Below are 17,384 nucleotides of genomic sequence, written 5' to 3'. Positions count from 1 at the left end.
CGCGCCCCGCCGCGAGCCCGAGCCCCGCGCTCCGGCTTTCCTGCGGCGGGGCGATGGCCTATAGATCGCCCCATGTCCATCCACCTGACCACCTTTCAAGGGTCGATCCCCGAGGCCTTGAAGCGGGCCATCGAAGAGAAGATCGAGGGTTCTACCGCCGAGGTGACCGGCGGCGGAGGGCACTTCAACCTCGTCGTGACCTCGCCTGTGTTCGCCGGCAAGAGCATGCTGGAGAGCCAGCGGCTGGTCTACGGGGCCATCGCGCACCTCATGGCAGGCGATCAGGCCCCCGTTCACGCCATCGACAGCCTGAAGACGCGCGCTCCCTGATCGGCCGCGCGACCGGCGTGGGTCAGCGGCGGAGGTCTGAGCGCTGGCGGAGCCGTGGCCTCGCCGCTCGCCTCTCCTCCACCTCGCAGGCGCGGCTGCAGCCGTCGCCGTCCGCTGTGTTGCCGTCGTCGCAGCCCTCGCCCCCGGCGCGGATGCCGTCGCCGCACACGGGCACGCACGCGCTGGGCTCGCCGCTGCAGCTGTAGCCGACGTTGATATCGCAATCCGAGCTGCAGCCGTCGGCGCCGTTCGTGTTGCCGTCGTCGCACGTCTCGGTGCCGATGAGCAGGCCGTCGCCGCAGACCGGGCCGCAGGAGCTCGGCTCGGCGCTGCACGCGTAGCCCGCCTCGATCCCGCAGACCGCGTTGCAGCCGTCTCCCTCCGCTGTGTTGCCGTCGTCGCAGGCCTCGGCGCCGCGCACGAGGCCGTCGCCGCACACCCCTCCGCCGTCACCGCCGCTCCCGCCGTCGCCAGCGCTCCCGCCGTCGCCGGCGCTCCCGCCGTCACCGCTGCTCCCGCCGTCGCCGGCGCTCCCGCCGTCACCGCTGCTCCCGCCGTCGCCGGCGCTCCCGCCGTCGCCGCGGCTCCCGCCGTCGCCGCCGCCGGTCGCGGCCGTCGTGCTCGTCACGGAGCTCGCGTCCTCCGCGCTCGAGGCGGCCCCGCCGGCCCCCCCGCTGCCGTCGCTCGGGTCGCTGTCTCCGCACGCCGGCAGCGCCATGACCGCGATCGCCGCGGCCAGCTTCGTCCACTTCGCTTGCAGCATACATCCCATCCTGGCGCGAGGTCCTCGCGTGACGCGTGCCGAGCACCTGTCACGGCGATCCTTTCACGCAATACCCGTCTCCGATCGCCAGGACAACTTCGCGCCACGGTCGCCGCCGGCGCGCGACCGCGCGACCGCGCGACCGCGGCCGCTTCCGTCGCTCGCGCGCCCGGCCGGCGGGCGATCCCCGGCGAACCGCGAGCCCCGGCGCGGGCGATGATCGCGCGCGGCGCCCCGGTCGGGCGCGCGGCACGTGGACATTTCTGATCCAGGTATCCCCGCCCGCGCCGCCGCGAAGACCCGCCGCGCCGTCTGTTTGACACCGCAATTCACGCGGTGGTACGTGGCGGCCAGCGCCTGATCCATGCGCGCTTGCCCGATCGCGACCTCACGAACCCGAGGACCTTGCCATGATGCCTCGTTCCCCGTTGCTCCCCGCCGCCCCGCCCCCAGGCGGCCCCGGCGCGCCAGACGACCGGCGCGCGCCGCCCGCCCACGGTCGCCCCAGCCGCCCGAGCCGCTTCGCCGTCGGGCTGCTCTCCATGCTCCTCGGCGGCGCCGCGATCACCGCCGCCGCGCCGGACGCCGCCGCGCAGGACGCCGGCAGGGACAGGACGCGCACGGGCAACGGCGCCAACGGCGACGGCATGGACCTGCACCTGTTCCGGCCGGCGGTCGACTCCAAAGGTCTCTTCTCGGTCAACGGGGCAGACATCCTCGGCGCCAACGATATCAGCCTGGGGCTCGTGCTCGATTACGGGCACAACATCATGCCGCTCAACGAGAACGCCCGAGGGACGGGGGTGATGCTGAATCACGCCTTCCAGGGGACGTTCCAGTTCGATTACGGCATCGCCAACTTCCTCGTCGTCGGGCTGTCGGTGCCGGTGGTGCTCAACGGGGCGAAGGCTGTTGACGACATCGGCCCAGGGCCCGGCGCCAACTACGACGACGACGCGCTCGACGCCCAGACGCTCGGCAACCTGGCGATCCACGCCAAGCTCCGCCTGCTCCGCCCCGATCAGGACGTGATCGGGCTCGCGCTGATCGCGCAGGCCGGCGTCGGCGTGGGCGGGAGCGAGGACTTCGCCTCGGACCCGGGCTTCTTCTTCTGGCCGCAGATCGTGCTCGAGAAGCGGCTCGGCATCACCAACCCGTTCCGGATCGCGGTGAACGCCGGATACCGCGGCCACACAGGGAAGAACCCCGCGTTCGGCCTCCGCCAGGACGGCATGACCTTCCAGCTCAAGGAAGGAGACTTCGAGTACTCCGACCTGCTCACCGGCGGGTTCGGGATGAGCTACCGCGTCCTCACGCCGCTCGACCTCGTGGCCGAGACCTACCTCACGCAGCAGGTCGGCGGCGGCGACAGCAGCCGGCAGAAGCTGTCGGCCGAGGCGATCGGGGGCATCAAGCTCTTCATCGAGCGGAACAGCTTCCTCATGCTGGGCGCGGGCGTCGGGTACACGCCCGGGTTCCAGGCGGCGGAGCAGCGCGCGACCCTCGGGTTCGTCTTCGAGCCGTCGATCGGCGACCGCGACGGCGACGGCATCAAGGACGATCAGGACGACTGCCCCGACGAGCCGGAGGACTACGACGGCTTCCAGGACACCAAGGCGGACTCGCCCCCCGGGAAGTACGGCTGCCCGGATCCGGACAACGACGAGGACGGCATCCTCGACGTCGACGATCGCTGCCCGAACAACCCCGAGGACCGCGACGGCGACGAGGACGACGACGGCTGCCCGGAGGGGAGCGACGGCGACCGCGACGGCGACGGCATCCTCGACTCGCGCGACAAGTGCCCGGACGAGCCGGAGGACCGCGACGGCTTCCAGGACAAGGACGGCTGCCCCGATCCCGACAACGACAAGGACGGCATCCCGGACAAGTCCGACCAGTGCCCGAACGATCCGGAGGACAAGGACGACTTCGAGGACGAGGACGGCTGCCCCGACCCCGACAACGACAGGGACGGCATCCCGGACGTTGTCGACAAGTGCCCGAACGAGCCCGAGACGTTCAACGGCCTCGAGGACGAGGACGGGTGCCCGGACAAGGGCAGCGTCGTGATCGAGGAGAACAACATCGTCATCCTCGAGAAGATCCAGTTCGCGACAGGCAGCGCCGAGATCCTCCCGGAGTCGTTCGGCATCGTGCAGGCGGTCGCCGAGACGCTCAAGCACCACCCGGAGTTCTCGATGATCGAGGTGCAGGGGCACGCCGACGAGCGCTCGGCCGACGCGTACAACCTGAAGCTGACCCAGTCCCGGGCCGACGCCGTCGTGGCGGCGCTCGTGCAGCGCGGGGTCAACCGGAACGCGGTGCGCGCCATGGGCTACGGCGAGTACTGCCCCCTCGACCCGGCCCACAACGCGGCGGCCTGGGAGAAGAACCGGCGCGTCGAGTTCAAGGTGGTGCGGACCGACAAGGGGCCGACCAACGTGGAGCTCGGCTGCGCCCTTGCCCGCTCCAAGGGCGTCGTCCCGCCGCCGCCCTGAGCGGAGCCGGCCGCGCGCGGCTGCCCGCGTCGCCATGCCGCGCGCCCGCCGATCTGGACAGGACAGGCCGGCCCGGGAGACAGTGACACAATGAAGGCCCGCGCCTGGATCCCCGCCGCCGCAGCGACGCTCGCCGCGGCGGTGAGCGGTTGCATCGACACCGACGCCGCCGTGTTCGTCGAGCCGGCCATCGCCGCGCCGGAGGCGACCGTCTCCGCGAGCGCGCTCGGGACGAGCCTCGAGGCGCGCTTCACGCTGGAGCTCCACCTCGGCCCGCGGGCCAGCGGCCCCAGCCGCGTCGCGGTCCGCTCCTTCGAGATCGCGAGCGCCGATCAGAAGACCTCGATCGTCGCGCCGCTCCCCGTCGAGACAGCGACGTCGCTGCCGGTCGAGGTCGCCCCGGGCAGCGACGTGACCGTGGCGTTCACCGTCGACACCAGCGCCGGGGGCGGGACGCTCCCGGGCGACGCCGCGGCGGCGCTCTGCGCCGCGGAGGGGATCCGGATCACGGGCGCGATCGAGGACTCGCTGGAAGACGGGGCGACGCCTGTCGTCTCCGAGGTGTTCCTCGCGCGCTGCCCGTGACGCGGCGCGTGCGCCCGGCGCCGCCCCGCGTGCGCCCGCGGCCGCGCCCGCGGCGATGAGCGGCGCCATCGCGCGCGCGCCGCGCTAAATAGAGTCCATGGCGTACGAAGAGCGCACCTTCCCTCAGGAGACAGAAGCGGACAGCGCGCTCCGGTCCCCGGCTGCTGCCGACGAGAGCCGCGCCGACGCGCTCCGTTACACGAACGGCGGGGGCGGCGAGGGCCTCGGGCTCGACGAGGGCGGGCTCGCCGCGCTCCGGCGCGCCGTGGCCGCGTGGCGCGAGGGCCCGGTCGCCGAGGCGTCGGCGCGCTTCCCGCCGCGCAGCGAGCGCTTCACGACCTGGAGCGGCGTCGAGGTGCCCGACCTCGCGACGCCCGCCGACGCGCGGGCCGACCACGCGGCGGATCTCGGGCTGCCCGGGGAGTACCCGTTCACGCGCGGCGTCCAGCCGACGATGTACCGCGGCAAGCTGTGGACGATGCGGATGTTCGCCGGCTTCGGCACCCCGGAGCAGACGAACGCGCGGTTCAAATACCTGCTCGCCGAGGGGCAGACAGGCCTGTCCACCGCCTTCGATTTCCCGACCCTCATGGGGTACGACTCCGACTCTCCGCGGTCGCTCGGCGAGGTGGGGATGTGCGGTGTCGCGGTCGACACGCTCCGCGACATGGAGGTGCTCTTCGACGGCATCCCGCTCGACCAGGTGACGACGTCGATGACCATCAACGGCCCGGCCGTCGTGCTGCTCGCGTTCTACGTCGCGCTCGCCGACAAGCGCGGGATCCCGCGCAAGCGCATCGGCGGCACCGTGCAGAACGACTGCCTGAAGGAGTTCATCGCCCAGCACGCCTGGCTCGTCCCGCCGCGCCCGGCGATGCGCGTCGTGACGGACATGATCGAGTTCTGCGCGCGCGAGGTGCCGCGGTGGAACTCGGTGTCGATCAGCGGCTACCACATCCGCGAGGCCGGCTCGACCGCCGCGCAGGAGCTCGCGTTCACGCTGGCGGACGGGCTCGCCTACGTCGAGAGCTGCGTCGAGCGCGGCCTCGACGTCGACTCCTTCGCGCCGCGCCTCTCGTTCTTCTTCGACCTCCACAACGACTTCTTCGAGGAGATCGCGAAGCTCCGCGCCGCGCGCCGCATGTGGGCGCGGTTCCTCAAGGAGCGCTACGGGGCGAAGAAGGCCGAGAGCATGAAGCTGCGGACGCACGCGCAGACGGCCGGCGTCTCGCTGACGGCGCAGCAGCCCTACAACAACGTGGTCCGCGTCGCGCTCCAGGCGCTCGCCGGCGTGCTCGGCGGCACCCAGTCGCTCCACACGAACTCCCTCGACGAGACCTACGCGCTCCCGACCGAGGAGAGCGTGACCATCGCGCTCCGGACGCAGCAGATCATCGCCCACGAGAGCGGGGTGGCGAACACGATCGATCCGCTCGGGGGGAGCTACTACGTCGAGTGGTTGACCGACCGCCTGGAGCAGGAGGCGCTCGCGTACATCCAGCGGATCGACGAGATGGGCGGGATGGTGCCCGCCATCGAGAAGGGGTATCCGCAGCGCGAGATCGCCGCCTCGGCCTACCGGTTCCAGCGAGAGCTGGAGTCGAACGAGCGGATCATGGTGGGCGTCAACCGCTATGCCGCGGCGGGCGAGAAGACGATCCCCCTCCTGCGCATCGACGAGGAGGTGCAGCGCGTGCAATGCGAGAACCTCGCCCGGGTCAAGGCGCAGCGCGACCAGGACCGGGTGCGGAGCGCGCTGGCCGAGGTGCGAAGCTGCGCGCGCGGCCGCGACAACCTCATGCCCCCCATCATCGCGGCGGCCAGCGTGTACGCGACCGAGCAGGAGATCTGTGACGTGCTGCGCGACGTCATGGGGACTTACAGCGACCCGGCAGAATTCTGATCTCCCGCGCCGCCCGCCGGGACGCCCGCGCCCGCTGGCGCGTCCGATCAGGTCACGGGCCGCACAGCGGGCCCAGGAACCCCCCTCTATTCGTCAGGTTGACACTTCTCTACCTCGGCCGGTAGAGTGCGCCGGCGTCAGGTTGCCGCAGTCGCGGCTCATCCGTGGCGCCGCCGTACGGTCTGCTGTTGTCGCTGCGCTGCGGCGCTGCGTGCTGTCGGTCGAGTGAGAGGATCGTCGCGGGCGACCGAGGTCGCCGCGAGGGAGCAAGCTTATGAAGAGTCGATCCATGTCGCGCCGCTATTTTGCCCTGTCGGCGCTACTTCTGTCCGTCGGCGCCACGGCGGCCTGTGACAACAAGGAAGGGACCGCCGGCAAGGAGCCGGGCGCGACGCCGGCCGGGTCCGGGACGGCGCAGGCGGGCGGGGCCAAGGGCGCCACGAAGTTCGTCACCATCTCCAGGGAGCAGCAGGCCTCCTGGGTGCGCAACTTCAACCCCCTGCTCGGCGAGGGGAGCGTGCGCTTCCCCACCGTGGCGGGCATCTACGAGCCCATGATCGTGTACAACACGATGAAGGGCGAGTTCGTGCCGTGGCTCGCCACGAAGTACGAGTGGAGCGACTCGAACAAGAAGCTCACCTTCACGACCCGCACCGAGGTCAAGTGGTCTGACGGACAGCCCTTCTCGGCGAAGGACGTCGCGTTCACGTTCGGGCTCCTCAAGAAGTTCCCGGCGCTCGATCAGACGGGCGTGTGGAAGTTCGTCGACTCGGTGGAGGCCAAGAACGACACCACCGTCGAGTTCCTCTTCAAGGAGCCGTTCGTCCCCGGGCTCAGCTACATCGGCCACCAGCCGATCGTGCCGGAGCACAAGTGGAAGGACGTCGCCGACCCGGTCACGTTCTCGAACGAGAACCCCGTCGCGACGGGCCCCTTCACCGAGGTGAAGACGTTCCAGAACCAGATCTACGAGCTCGGCAAGAACCCGAACTACTGGCAGAAGGGCAAGCCGGCGGTCGAGGGCCTGCGCTTCCCGGCGTACCCGGGCAACGACCAGGCGAACCTGGCGCTCATCAACGGCGAGGTCGACTGGGCCGGCAACTTCGTCCCCGATATCGACAAGACCTACGTCGCCAAGGACCCGCAGAACAACCATTACTGGTTCCCGCTCGTCGGCGGCACCGTGACGCTCTACCCGAACGCCACGAAGAAGCCGTTCAACGACATCAAGCTGCGCAAGGCCATCAGCATGGCCATCGACCGGGCCCAGATCGCGAAGATCGCGGTCAACGGCTACACGGTGGGCGCGGACGGGACCGGGCTCGACGACGCCTACGCGCGCTGGCGCAACGAGAAGGCCGTCGCGGCCGGCGACTGGACGACCTACGACGTGGCCAAGGCGAACGCCCTCCTCGACGAGGCCGGTTACGCCAAGGGCTCGGACGGCATCCGCGCGAAGGACGGCAAGCCGCTGAAGTTCGACATCAACGTCGTGACCGGCTGGTCCGACTGGGTGCGCGCGGTCCAGATCACCGCGCAGAGCCTGAAGGCCGTCGGCATCGAGGCCACGCTCAAGACGTACGACTTCAGCGCGTTCTTCGAGGCGCTCCAGAAGGGCACGTTCGACATGTCGATGGGCTGGACCAACACCGAGCCCACGCCGTTCAACTTCTACCGCGATCTCATGGCCCCGGAGTTCGTGAAGCCCGTCGGCGAGGTCACGAACCGCAACTGGCACCGCTTCGCCGCCAAGGAGGCCGAGCCGCTGTTCAAGCAGTTCCAGGCCGCGACGGAGCCGGCCGATCAGAAGCGCATCATCGACGAGCTGCAGATGATCTACGCGCAGCAGGTGCCGGTCATCCCGCTGTTCAAGAACCCGTCCTGGGGCGAGTACAGCACGAAGCGCTTCGTCGGGTGGCCCAGCAAGGAGAACCCGTACGCCAAGCTGTCGCCGAACAACTCGCCGGACTACCTCCTCGTCCTGACCGAGATCAAGCCGAAGTGACGCTCCCCGCGCTGCGCGCCGGGTAGCCGGCGCGCGGCGCGCGTGCCTCACCGCCGCTTCTCTCGCCTCTCCGCGCCTCCCGCGCCTCCCCCTCTCAGCACAAACCTTGGCCGCTGGCGGCGCCGGTGCGAAGATCGCGCCGTATGCTCCGCTCGGGTGTCCAGATCGCACGGTTCGCTGCGCTCCTCTCCGGGGTCGTCCTCGCCGCCTGCGGCGGCAACCAGCACGCGGGCGCCACCGCGTTCTGGGAGGGCGACACCGTCGAACCTTCCAGGCCGAAGGAGCAGGAAGGCGCGAAGCAGAAGGCGCCGCGGCGGGCGTTCGGCACGCCCGACGACTACGGCGGCGCCCCCACGACGCCGCAGGAGCGGGGGGCCGCGTCGTGGGTCGGCGTGCGGCACGATCTCGCGCTCGCGAGCGCCGCGTCGCGGAAGGAGCGCTGCAACTGCCTGGCCGTGGAGGTGGCGGAGGCCGGCGATCCGAGGTTCCAGTGGGCGGCCGGCGCCCCGGAGACCGGCGCCGACACGCTCGCCGTCGCCCTGAGCGCGCGCGGCGTCTCGTGCCCGGGCGGCCCTGCCGACGAGGAGCGCCGGCGGCCGTCGATCTCGGCGGTCGATCAGGAGGGGAACGACATCGTCATCGAGGTCGAGGAGCTGCCGCCTGGACGGCCGATCGCGACAGGCGCCGTGATCCCGAGGCCGGCCGCGGGCGGGGCGATCTACGTGAAGGCGCGGAGCGCGGCGGTGCCTTACGCGCGCGCCGCCGGGGGCGCGCGCTGCAAGGTCTACTGAGCCGGTCGGGGCTCAGAGGGCGGGAGCGCCCGCGCAGATCCAGTCGGTGATCGTCTTCAGCTCGGCCGCCGGCAGCGGCGAGCCCGGGGGCATGGCGAGCTCGTCGGGGTCGCAGAGGTCGACGTCGTTCAGCTTGTTCAGGAGGTAGCTGCTGCTCGGCATGAACGGCACGACGAGCGCGTGCTCGGTGGAGCAGGAGTTGGCGCTCTGATTGACGAGCGAGCCGACCGCCGTGTCGAGGCGGAGGTCGAGCCCGCCGGCCGGTGTGGTGGGGTTGCCGTGGCAGAACTGGTTCGCGCAGCTCCGCTCGAGGATCGGCCGGACGTCGGCGAAGGTCGCGGTGTCCGGGCCGCAGGCGGGATCGCCCGGAGGCGCGCCGCCCTCGCCGCCCGCGCCGGCGGAGGTTGTGGTGGCGGAGGTGGAGCCGCCGCCGTCGCCGCCCGTGCCGGCGGAGGTTGTGGTGGCGGAGGTGGAGCCGCCGCCCTCGCCGCCCGTGCCGGCGGAGGTGGTGGTGGCGGAGGTGGAGCCGCCGCCGTCGCCGCCCGCGCCGGCGGAGGTGGTGGCGGAGGTGGAGCCGCCGCCCTCGCCGCCCGTGCCGGCGGAGGTGGTGGTGGAGGTGGAGCCGCCGCCCTCGCCGCCCGTGCCGACCGTCGTGGCATCACCGCCACCGCCGCCAGCGCCGCCTGAGCCCGCGCTGCTGCTCGTGGACGTGCTCGAGCTGGTGATGATCGGGCCCCCGCTGCCCTCGACCGACACGATCGAAGGCCTTCCGCTGCCGCTCCCGCAGAATCCCCACGTCGTGGAGCGGCCCGGGTCCAGCCTGGCGTTCCAGTCCATGTTGGCGGCGGTGAGCTGCCCGTCCGATCGGGTGAGGTTCGCGACCCACGCGTGGTCCAGCGTCGATCCGTTGAGCCCGACGACCATGCTCCAGCCGGTGGTCACGGTGGAGCTCCTGTTCGTGATCGTCACGCTCGCGCAGTATCCGCTTCCCCAGTCCGACGGGAGCGTGAGCAAGGCCTCCATCGTGCCGTCCGCGCTGAGCAATCCGGAGCGCAAGGAGTCGCTGTGCTCGTCGCCGGGGCCTCCAGGGCTGCACGCGAGCAGGAAGCATGCGAACGAAGCAGAGAGGGTGCCAAGTAAGCGAGTGGTGCGCATCAAGGTTCTCCAGGTCGATTCGGCGGAATCGCAGGTTTTGCTCAAGATGGATAAGTGAATCAGCTCGCCTGCGATCTTTGCCGCTTCATTGGTTCGTGTTCGTCATTCCCGGCCAGCATTCGATTGATCACGGCTGTGCCCGCCAATTCGCGCTGGCTGCGTCGATGATCGTGTCCGCCAACCTGTGTCGGCCGCGTTGAACGCGGCCGTGTCCGCCAATCCATGCTGGCGTGATGGGTGCTCCGCACATCCTGTGCCGGCCGCGACCCTGGCGATGATGTCGTTATCAGTGCCATCGCGCGTACAGGCGCCTGTGCGCGCGATGGCACCGATCATGAAATCACGCTGGAGCGGCTCGGGCGCGTCGCTCGGATCCCACGGGAGCTCCCTTGTGACGCGTCCCAGGGGCTCGCCTCTGGTTCCGTGGTGATCCCGTGATGGGCAAGACGATGGACCATCGAGCAACAGAGGTCACAGGATTTTGTTGCTGAGCCCGGCTGTTTCCTCTGTGCCTCGGTCGTTTCTTCTCCCATGAACCAGGGACGAGCCTGGGCGACGCGGCGATAGCCATCCTTCGACGCGCCGGACGGTCGCGTCGCTGCTGATGTCGAGTCGATTCGAGCTCAATCGGCGGGAGCGCCCGCGCAGATCCAGTCGGTGATCGTCTTCAGCTCGGCGTCCGACAGCGACCCGCCCGGGGGCATCTTGCTCTCGTCGGGGTCGCAGAGGTCGACGTCGTTCAGCTTGTTCAGGAGGTAGCTGCTGCTCGGCATGAACGGCACGACGAGCGCGTGCTCGGTGGAGCAGGAGCTGGCGCTCTGATTGACGAGCGAGCCGACCGCCGTGTCGAGGCGGAGGTCGAGCCCGCCGGACGGTGCGGTGGGGCTCCCGTGGCAGTACTGGTTCGCGCAGCTGTCCAGGATCGGCCGTACCTGGGCGTAGGTCGCCGTGTCCGGTCCGCAGGCCGGATCGGCCGGAGGCGCGCCGCCGCCGCCTGTGCCCCCGGCGCCACCGGTGGTGGTGCCGCCGCCGGTGCCTGCATCGCCGCCCGCGTCGCCGCCGCCCACGCCGCTGCTCGCGTCCGCGCCGCCGGTGCCGGCGGTGGTGCTGCCGCTGGTGCCGGCGCTGCTGCTCTGGCTGGAGCTGCTGTCGCTGCCGGTCGTGCTGGCGGCGTCGCCGCCGCCGGTGCCGAAGTTGTCGTTGACGTAGTCCTCGATGGCGTCAACGTTGCAAGCCGCCGCCGATAGGCCGATGGACATGCAAAAGACCAGTCGAAGCGAAGTGTTGTAGTAAAGCAAGGTACCTCTTCAAGGTGTTGGCCGCGCGACGTACGCCGCGCAGGCGGTTCACGGAGAGATAGAAAGCATGACCGCGCACACGATGCAACGCGTGATGGCAGGTGAGCTGGTCACTTTATGCATGACATCACTGCAATGCACTGTCGGCGTTGGAATATGGTGTGCTGTATGGCGCCCAGTCTCGGTGCGCAGGTGGGGGTTGCTGTCGGATGCTCAGAGATGCCCCACGTCATGGTGGAATGGATAAAATGCCAGTCTGATCTGATCTCCGACTCCTCGAGATCGTGCCCGAGTGACATCATCTCACGCACGCAGGAATGGGCTATGCAGCAAGGAGCTCAGGATTTTTCTTCCTCGCTCCGAACACTCATGATGTCCTGACATGATTTTTCCGGCATTGCCGTCCCATACGCGGTCCGTGCCACGTTCTGCATGCCGTATGTCGTTGACATGCGTCGCGATCCGTTCGAGTCTCGCGGGGCGATAGACCACTGCAAACTTCCGGGTAGACTCGACCGCTCGCGCAGCAGCTCGTCGCCGTCGCGTGATCGCGCCCGATGCCGCGTCCACGGTAGGCCCGCGGAGAGGGTGTTCGCCGCGCGGGGTGGGGGATGGGCCGATGTCTGAGGCTGAGACAATGAGCCTCCGGCGCAGCCGGAGGCTCATTGTCTCAGCCGAGTTCGGCGGGGCCCCCACCCCGCGCGGCGAACACCCTCTCCGCGGGCCGGGCGTCCCGGAACCCCCCGCTCTGCTGGAGGCGTGTGGCTCCGGAACGCAGCGCTGCCCGCGAGCTATCCCGCGAGCGCCTTCGACGAGAGCAGCTCTCCCGGATCCCGCTCTGCCATCTCCGCGAAGCGCGGCAGCTCGCCGAGCCGCCGCGCCGTGGTGGCGGAGATCTCGGCGTCGCGCTCGAACGCGATCGCGCGGCTCAGCCCCTGCTTGGACACCCCCCTAAGCAGCGCTGGCGAGTGCGTCGTCGCCACGATCTGGCAGACCGACGGCCGCGCCGCCCCCTCCAGGAGCTGCGCCAGCACGCCGGCGCGCTCGGGGTGCAGGCCGGCGTCGGGGTCCTCCACGAGGAGCAGCGAGCCCTCGGGCGCCGTGAGCACGCCGGCGATCTTGCCGAGCACCCGCAGCGCGCCGTCCGGCAGGCTCGGCGCCGGGATGCGCGCGCCCCCCTGCTCGACGAGCACCATCATGACGTCGCCGAGGCCCGTCTCCGCGAACTCGATGTCGCTGATCTCCGGCGCGAGGATCGATCGCACCCAGCCGAGCACGTCGGCCTTGTGATCGGCCTCCTGGCAGAGCCACCGGAGCACAGCGGAGAGGTTCTGCCCGCCGGCGCCGAGGTTCTCGATCTCGTGCGGAACATAGCCCCTCATGCGCGAAGGATCGATGTCGACGGACAGCGTGCTCCGCATCGCGACCTGGAGCGCGTTGCAGAGCGCGATGACGTCCGCCAGGCTCACGTCGTCGGCGCGCCCGCGGTGGTGCTCGATCTGACCGAGCAGGCTGCGCCGCGCGGGGTTGCGGTCCATCGAGGCGATCCGCATCGAGCGGCCCTTCTTCGACGCCGCCTTCAGCGCGCCGCCCGCGGCGAACCCCTCCAGCCCCCGCAGCGCCGATGCCGTCGTGTCGAAGAGCAGCCCCCCGGCCGACCTCGCCTCCAGCGACTCGTGCTCCACCATCACGTCAGGCTCGACCTGACACGTGATCTTGTGTGTGAGCTCCTCCTTCCCGATCGCCCATCGGCTCTCGATGGTGAACGATTTGGCGCCCCTGTACGTGGCCCCCTGCGTGCCGCCGCGCAGGCCCGGCCAGATCTCGCGCCTGCCGTCGACGCGGCCGCGGAAGATGTCGCACAAGGGGAGATCGAGCCCCACACCCTGCAAGAAGCGCAGGGCGTCGAGGAAATTGCTCTTGCCGGAGCCGTTCGCCCCGAGCAGCAGCGTGAAGGGGGAGAGCTCCACCGTTTGATCGGCGAAGCTCTTGAAGTTCTTGAGTCGAATGGATGTCAGCATGCCTGGCCGCCCGCCGCCGTCCATGTAGCCAGGCGGTTGGCCGGATGTAAAGCGCCGGCCGACGGATCAGCGAAAGTCCAGGAGCTCGATGTCGAACACCAGCATGCCGGCCGGGGCGCCGGGGCGCGCCGGCTTCTCGCCGTATGCGAGGTCGGCGGGGATCCAGAAGCGCGCCTTCTCGCCTTTCACCATGAGCTGTACGCCCTCCGTCCACCCCTTGATCACGCCGCCCACCGGGAAGGTGGCCGGCTCGTCGCGCACGATGGAGCTGTCGAACATCTTCCCGTCCGTCGTCCACCCCGTGTAGTGCACCGTGACGCGGCTCGTCGGCTTGGGGTGCTCCGTGCCTGTGCCCTTCTGGAGCACCTGGTAGGCGAGCCCCGAGGCCGTCTTCTTCGCGCCCTTCGGCGGCGCCTTCACGTCCGCCGGGGCCGGCGGGGGCTTCGGCGCGGGCGCGAAATCGAGCAGCTCGACGTCGAACACCAGCATGCCGGCCGGGGCGCCCGGGCGCGTGGGCCGGTCGCCGTAGGCGAGGCTCCCGGGGATCCAGAGACGGCGCTTCTCACCCTTGCTCATGAGCTGGAGCGCCTCCGTCCAGCCCTTGATCACGCCGCCCACGCCGAAGCTCGCCGGCTCGCCGCGGAGGACGGAGCTGTCGAACATCTTCCCGTCCGTCGTCCACCCCGTGTAGTGCACCGTCACCTTGTCGTCCGGGCCGGGGTGCGCCTGGTCCTTGCCCGGCGTCAGCACCTTGAACGCGAGGCCCGACGCCGTCTTCTGCGCGTCGGCGGGCGGCGCGGCGACGTCCGGCGGCGCAGCCAAGCCGGCGGGCTCTGCAGGCGCCTGTTGCGCCGTCGGCTCGGCGGTCGGCGCCGCCGGCTGGGCCGAGGCGGGCGGCGGGGGCTCGGCGGTCGGCTGCGAGCTGGGCTTCTGGTCGCAGGCCGCGAGAGGGAGGGTGAGCATCGCAAGGAGGAGAGCGCAGCGCTTCATGGGCGGCTTCATAGCTCGTCTGCCGTCGAGGGCCGGTATTTTTGGCGAGGTGCGCGCCACATCACGCGCCGTCCGTCGGTCGCGGATCGGCGCGGCGGACGGCCGCCCTCGCCGGCGTTCGAGGAGCTCGACCAGCCTGCGCGGACGGTCTAGCGTGCGCCCCGCCATGGCGAGATCACTCTATTTCTTCGGTGCGGGGGAGGCGGACGGGGACGCACGACAGAAGGACCTGCTCGGCGGAAAAGGAGCAGGGCTCGCCGAGATGGCGCGCCTCGGCATCCCGGTGCCGCCGGGCTTCACGGTCACGACCGAGGTCTGCAACGCCTATGTCGCCGCCGGCAAGGCGCTCCCCGCCGGCGTCGAAGACGAGATCAAGGCGGCGATCGGCCGGCTGGAGTCGCTGCTCGACGCGCGGTTCGGGAGCCCCGAGGCGCCGCTGCTCGTGTCGGTCCGCTCGGGCGCGCGCGCGTCGATGCCAGGAATGATGGATACAATCCTGAACCTCGGCATCAACGACGAGATCGCGAGGGGCCTGGCGCGGCGCACGGGCAGCGAGCGATTCGCGCTGGACGCGTATCGGCGCTTCATCCTGACCTATGCCGATGTCGTGCTCAGGGTGCCCCGCGACCGCTTCGACGAGGCGCTCGGCCGCGCGCGCCGGCAGGCCGCGGCGCGGCTCGGCGTCGACGCGACGCGCCTGAACGCCGCAGAGCTCGAGCGCGAGGTGCCCGACTCGCTGCTCGACGCAGCGTCGCTCGCGTCCCTGATCCAGCAGCAGAAGGACATCGTGCGCGAGGCGGCGGGGCGGCCGTTCCCCGACGACCCGTTCGAGCAGCTCCAGGGCGCGATCCGCGCCGTATTCGATAGCTGGAACAACCACCGGGCCCAGGTGTACCGGAAGATGCACGATATCCCGGAGGCCTGGGGGACGGCCTGCAACGTCCAGGCGATGGTGTTCGGCAACCTGGGTGACGACTCCGGCACCGGCGTCGCGTTCACGCGCGACCCGTCGACGGGAGAGCGGCGCTTCTTCGGCGAGTGGCTCCCCAACGCGCAGGGCGAGGACGTGGTGGCGGGGGTGCGCACGCCGCACCCGCTGTCGAGGTCCGGGGCGGGCGGCGACGACGACGAGCGCTCGCTCGAGGCGCGGATGCCGGAGGTGTACGCGAAGCTCGTCGCGGTGCAGGGCAGGCTCGAGCAGCACTTCCGCGACATGCAGGATCTGGAGTTCACGATCCAGCGGGGCGAGCTCTTCCTGCTCCAGTGCCGCACCGGCAAGCGCACCGGCCGGGCGGCCGTGCGCATCGCTGTCGAGATGGCCCGGGAGGGGCTGATCAGCCAGCGAGAGGCGATCTTGCGCGTGGACCCGGGCTCGATCGACCAGGTGCTCCACCCGAGCATCGACGAGGCCGCGCCGAAGAAGCTGCTCGCGCGGGGGCTGCCGGCGAGCCCCGGGGCGGTGACGGGGCAGGTGGTGTTCAGCGCCGACGAGGCGGAGCGGCGCGCGGGCCAGGGCAAGGCGGTGATCCTCGTGCGCTCCGAGACGTCGCCCGAGGACATCCACGGCATGAAGGCGGCGCGCGGCGTGCTCACGGCCCGCGGCGGCATGACGAGCCACGCGGCCGTGGTGGCCCGCGGGATGGGCAAGAGCTGCGTGGCCGGCTGCTCGGCCATCAGCGTGAGCCAGGGCCAGATGGCGGTGACGGTCTACGACGACAACGGGCACGCGACCGGCGCGATCACGGTGAAGGCCGGCGACCTGATCACGCTCGACGGCGGCACGGGCAGGGTCTACCTCGGCGCTGTGCCGACCGTGCCGGCGGCGCTGAGCGGCGAGCTCGAGGAGCTCATGGGCTGGGCCGACGCGGTCCGGCGCCTGCGCGTGCGGGCGAACGCCGACACGCCGCACGACGCGAGGACGGCGCGCAACTTCGGCGCGGAGGGCATCGGGCTCTGCCGCACCGAGCACATGTTCTTCGACGAGGAGCGCATCCAGGCGATGCGCGAGATGATCCTCGCCGAGGACGAGGCGGGGCGGCGGCGCGCGCTCGCGAAGCTGCTCCCGTTCCAGCGCGGCGATTTCGTGGGTGTTTTCCGCGAGATGGCCGGGCTGCCGGTCACGATTCGGCTGCTCGATCCGCCGCTGCACGAGTTCTTGCCGCAGGACGACGCGCTGCTCCGGCAGCTCTCGAGGGCGATGGGGGTCAGCGCGGAGGCGCTGCGGCGCAAGGGCGAGGAGCTCGCCGAGTACAACCCGATGCTCGGCCACCGCGGCTGCCGGCTCGCGATCACGTCGCCGGAGATCTACGAGATGCAGGCGCGCGCCATCCTCGAGGCGGCGTGCGAGGTCGCGGCGGCGGGCATCGAGGTGAAGCCCGAGATCATGATCCCGCTCAGCATGACCCGGCGCGAGCTCGCCATCGTGCGCGGGCTGGTCGAGGGCGTGGCGGAGGAGGTCTTCGCCGAGAAGGGGCGCAGGGTCGATGTCCGGGTCGGGACGATGATCGAGCTCCCGCGCGCCGTGATCATGGCCGGCGAGCTGGCCGAGGAGGCGGAGTTCTTCAGCTTCGGCACGAACGATCTCACGCAGACGACGCTGGGCATCTCGCGCGACGACGCGGGCCGCTTCCTCGGCGCGTACGTCGAGGCCGGCATCTTCGCCAAGGATCCGTTCCAGTCGCTGGACGTGCCCGGCGTCGGCGCGCTCATCGAGATCGGGCGGGATCGGGGGCGCGCGGCGCGGCCCGGGCTGAAGCTCGGTGTCTGCGGCGAGCACGGCGGCGACCCGAGCTCGATCGCGTTCTTCGAGCAGGTCGGGCTCGATTACGTCTCGTGCTCGCCGTTCCGCGTCCCCGTCGCCCGCATGGCCGCGGCCCAGGCGGCGCTCGCGGCTGGGTCCTCGAGCGGTCCGCGCGCGACGGACTGAGTCTCCCCGCCTCCGGGACGTCTCCAGAGGACAGCGCGACATCCGTTCTCACGAGCGTGCTTTGGCGCGCTCACGAGCGTGCTTTGGAGTTTCGCCAGGTCTGCTAAACCAGGAAC

At 70.8% G+C, this 17,384-nt stretch carries 13 protein-coding genes; 8 read left to right on the top strand and 5 right to left on the bottom strand.

What is annotated here, in order from left to right:
• The first annotated feature begins 72 nt into the window (after positions 1–72).
• A complete protein-coding gene (locus WMF42_RS37515; protein ID WP_437687956.1) occupies positions 73–330 on the top strand; it encodes a BolA/IbaG family iron-sulfur metabolism protein in 258 nt (85 codons plus the stop codon).
• Between the two features lie 22 nt (positions 331–352).
• Here WMF42_RS37515 and WMF42_RS37510 read toward each other — a convergent pair whose 3' ends face one another.
• Positions 353–1,093, bottom strand: a complete 741-nt coding sequence (locus WMF42_RS37510) for a DUF4215 domain-containing protein (protein WP_437687954.1) — start codon at positions 1,091–1,093, stop codon at positions 353–355.
• Between the two features lie 410 nt (positions 1,094–1,503).
• Here WMF42_RS37510 and WMF42_RS37505 point away from each other — a divergent pair, with 410 nt between their 5' ends.
• The 5 genes from WMF42_RS37505 to WMF42_RS37485 all read left to right on the top strand — a co-directional run bounded on the left by WMF42_RS37505 (position 1,504) and on the right by WMF42_RS37485 (position 8,878).
• A complete protein-coding gene (locus tag WMF42_RS37505) occupies positions 1,504–3,594 on the top strand; it encodes an OmpA family protein (RefSeq protein ID WP_061613515.1) in 2,091 nt (696 codons plus the stop codon).
• 90 nt (positions 3,595–3,684) lie between these two features.
• On the top strand, positions 3,685–4,179 hold the full coding sequence (locus tag WMF42_RS37500; RefSeq protein ID WP_437687952.1) for a hypothetical protein: 495 nt from the start codon (positions 3,685–3,687) through the stop codon (positions 4,177–4,179).
• A gap of 97 nt (positions 4,180–4,276) precedes the next feature.
• The gene (locus WMF42_RS37495; RefSeq protein WP_061607578.1) at positions 4,277–6,082 is read left to right on the top strand and encodes an acyl-CoA mutase large subunit family protein; all 1,806 of its coding nucleotides are present in this window, start codon (positions 4,277–4,279) and stop codon (positions 6,080–6,082) included.
• A 274-nt stretch (positions 6,083–6,356) separates the two neighbouring features.
• A complete protein-coding gene (locus WMF42_RS37490; protein ID WP_199693619.1) occupies positions 6,357–8,087 on the top strand; it encodes an ABC transporter substrate-binding protein in 1,731 nt (576 codons plus the stop codon).
• A 143-nt stretch (positions 8,088–8,230) separates the two neighbouring features.
• A complete protein-coding gene (locus tag WMF42_RS37485; RefSeq protein ID WP_061607580.1) occupies positions 8,231–8,878 on the top strand; it encodes a hypothetical protein in 648 nt (215 codons plus the stop codon).
• Positions 8,879–8,890: 12 nt separating this feature from the next.
• Here WMF42_RS37485 and WMF42_RS37480 read toward each other — a convergent pair whose 3' ends face one another.
• On the bottom strand, positions 8,891–9,901 hold the full coding sequence (locus tag WMF42_RS37480; RefSeq protein WP_437694397.1) for a cellulose binding domain-containing protein: 1,011 nt from the start codon (positions 9,899–9,901) through the stop codon (positions 8,891–8,893).
• On the opposite strand from WMF42_RS37480, the gene WMF42_RS37475 reads away from it, so the two are divergent.
• Positions 9,801–10,091 carry a hypothetical protein gene (locus WMF42_RS37475; protein WP_061607582.1) on the top strand — a complete coding sequence of 97 codons (291 nt, stop codon included), beginning with the start codon at positions 9,801–9,803 and terminating at the stop codon, positions 10,089–10,091. The genes WMF42_RS37480 and WMF42_RS37475 overlap by 101 nt on opposite strands.
• A gap of 565 nt (positions 10,092–10,656) precedes the next feature.
• On the opposite strand, the gene WMF42_RS37470 is transcribed toward WMF42_RS37475, so the two are convergent.
• The 3 genes from WMF42_RS37470 to WMF42_RS37460 form a co-directional block, all read right to left on the bottom strand.
• The gene (locus tag WMF42_RS37470; RefSeq protein ID WP_437687949.1) at positions 10,657–11,292 is read right to left on the bottom strand and encodes a hypothetical protein; all 636 of its coding nucleotides are present in this window, start codon (positions 11,290–11,292) and stop codon (positions 10,657–10,659) included.
• A gap of 830 nt (positions 11,293–12,122) precedes the next feature.
• Positions 12,123–13,352, bottom strand: a complete 1,230-nt coding sequence (locus WMF42_RS37465; RefSeq protein ID WP_061607585.1) for an AAA family ATPase — start codon at positions 13,350–13,352, stop codon at positions 12,123–12,125.
• Between the two features lie 66 nt (positions 13,353–13,418).
• A complete protein-coding gene (locus WMF42_RS37460; RefSeq protein ID WP_437687946.1) occupies positions 13,419–14,342 on the bottom strand; it encodes an FKBP-type peptidyl-prolyl cis-trans isomerase in 924 nt (307 codons plus the stop codon).
• Between the two features lie 166 nt (positions 14,343–14,508).
• On the opposite strand from WMF42_RS37460, the gene ppdK reads away from it, so the two are divergent.
• Positions 14,509–17,268 (top strand): pyruvate, phosphate dikinase, encoded by a 2,760-nt coding sequence (ppdK, locus tag WMF42_RS37455; RefSeq protein ID WP_061607934.1) that lies wholly within the window; start codon positions 14,509–14,511, stop codon positions 17,266–17,268.
• Positions 17,269–17,384 lie beyond the last annotated feature (116 nt).

The organism is Sorangium sp. So ce176, from assembly GCF_051519835.1.
GTDB lineage: Bacteria > Myxococcota_A > Polyangia > Polyangiales > Polyangiaceae > Sorangium > Sorangium cellulosum_G.
The sequence above is the reverse complement of the archived record's forward strand: the minus strand, read 5'-3'. Positions and strand labels throughout refer to the sequence as shown.

Bases quoted from the DNA above. Each gene is read 5' to 3' on its own strand.
- WMF42_RS37515 (WP_437687956.1), top strand. From the start codon at position 73: ATGTCCATCCACCTGACCACCTTTCAAGGGTCGATCCCCGAGGCCTTG.
- WMF42_RS37510 (WP_437687954.1), bottom strand. From the start codon at position 1,093: ATGCTGCAAGCGAAGTGGACGAAGCTGGCCGCGGCGATCGCGGTCATG.
- WMF42_RS37505 (WP_061613515.1), top strand. From the start codon at position 1,504: ATGATGCCTCGTTCCCCGTTGCTCCCCGCCGCCCCGCCCCCAGGCGGC.
- WMF42_RS37500 (WP_437687952.1), top strand. From the start codon at position 3,685: ATGAAGGCCCGCGCCTGGATCCCCGCCGCCGCAGCGACGCTCGCCGCG.
- WMF42_RS37495 (WP_061607578.1), top strand. From the start codon at position 4,277: ATGGCGTACGAAGAGCGCACCTTCCCTCAGGAGACAGAAGCGGACAGC.
- WMF42_RS37490 (WP_199693619.1), top strand. From the start codon at position 6,357: ATGAAGAGTCGATCCATGTCGCGCCGCTATTTTGCCCTGTCGGCGCTA.
- WMF42_RS37485 (WP_061607580.1), top strand. From the start codon at position 8,231: ATGCTCCGCTCGGGTGTCCAGATCGCACGGTTCGCTGCGCTCCTCTCC.
- WMF42_RS37475 (WP_061607582.1), top strand. From the start codon at position 9,801: ATGCTCCAGCCGGTGGTCACGGTGGAGCTCCTGTTCGTGATCGTCACG.
- WMF42_RS37480 (WP_437694397.1), bottom strand. From the start codon at position 9,901: ATGGAGGCCTTGCTCACGCTCCCGTCGGACTGGGGAAGCGGATACTGC.
- WMF42_RS37470 (WP_437687949.1), bottom strand. From the start codon at position 11,292: ATGTCCATCGGCCTATCGGCGGCGGCTTGCAACGTTGACGCCATCGAG.
- WMF42_RS37465 (WP_061607585.1), bottom strand. From the start codon at position 13,352: ATGCTGACATCCATTCGACTCAAGAACTTCAAGAGCTTCGCCGATCAA.
- WMF42_RS37460 (WP_437687946.1), bottom strand. From the start codon at position 14,342: ATGAAGCGCTGCGCTCTCCTCCTTGCGATGCTCACCCTCCCTCTCGCG.
- ppdK (WP_061607934.1), top strand. From the start codon at position 14,509: ATGGCGAGATCACTCTATTTCTTCGGTGCGGGGGAGGCGGACGGGGAC.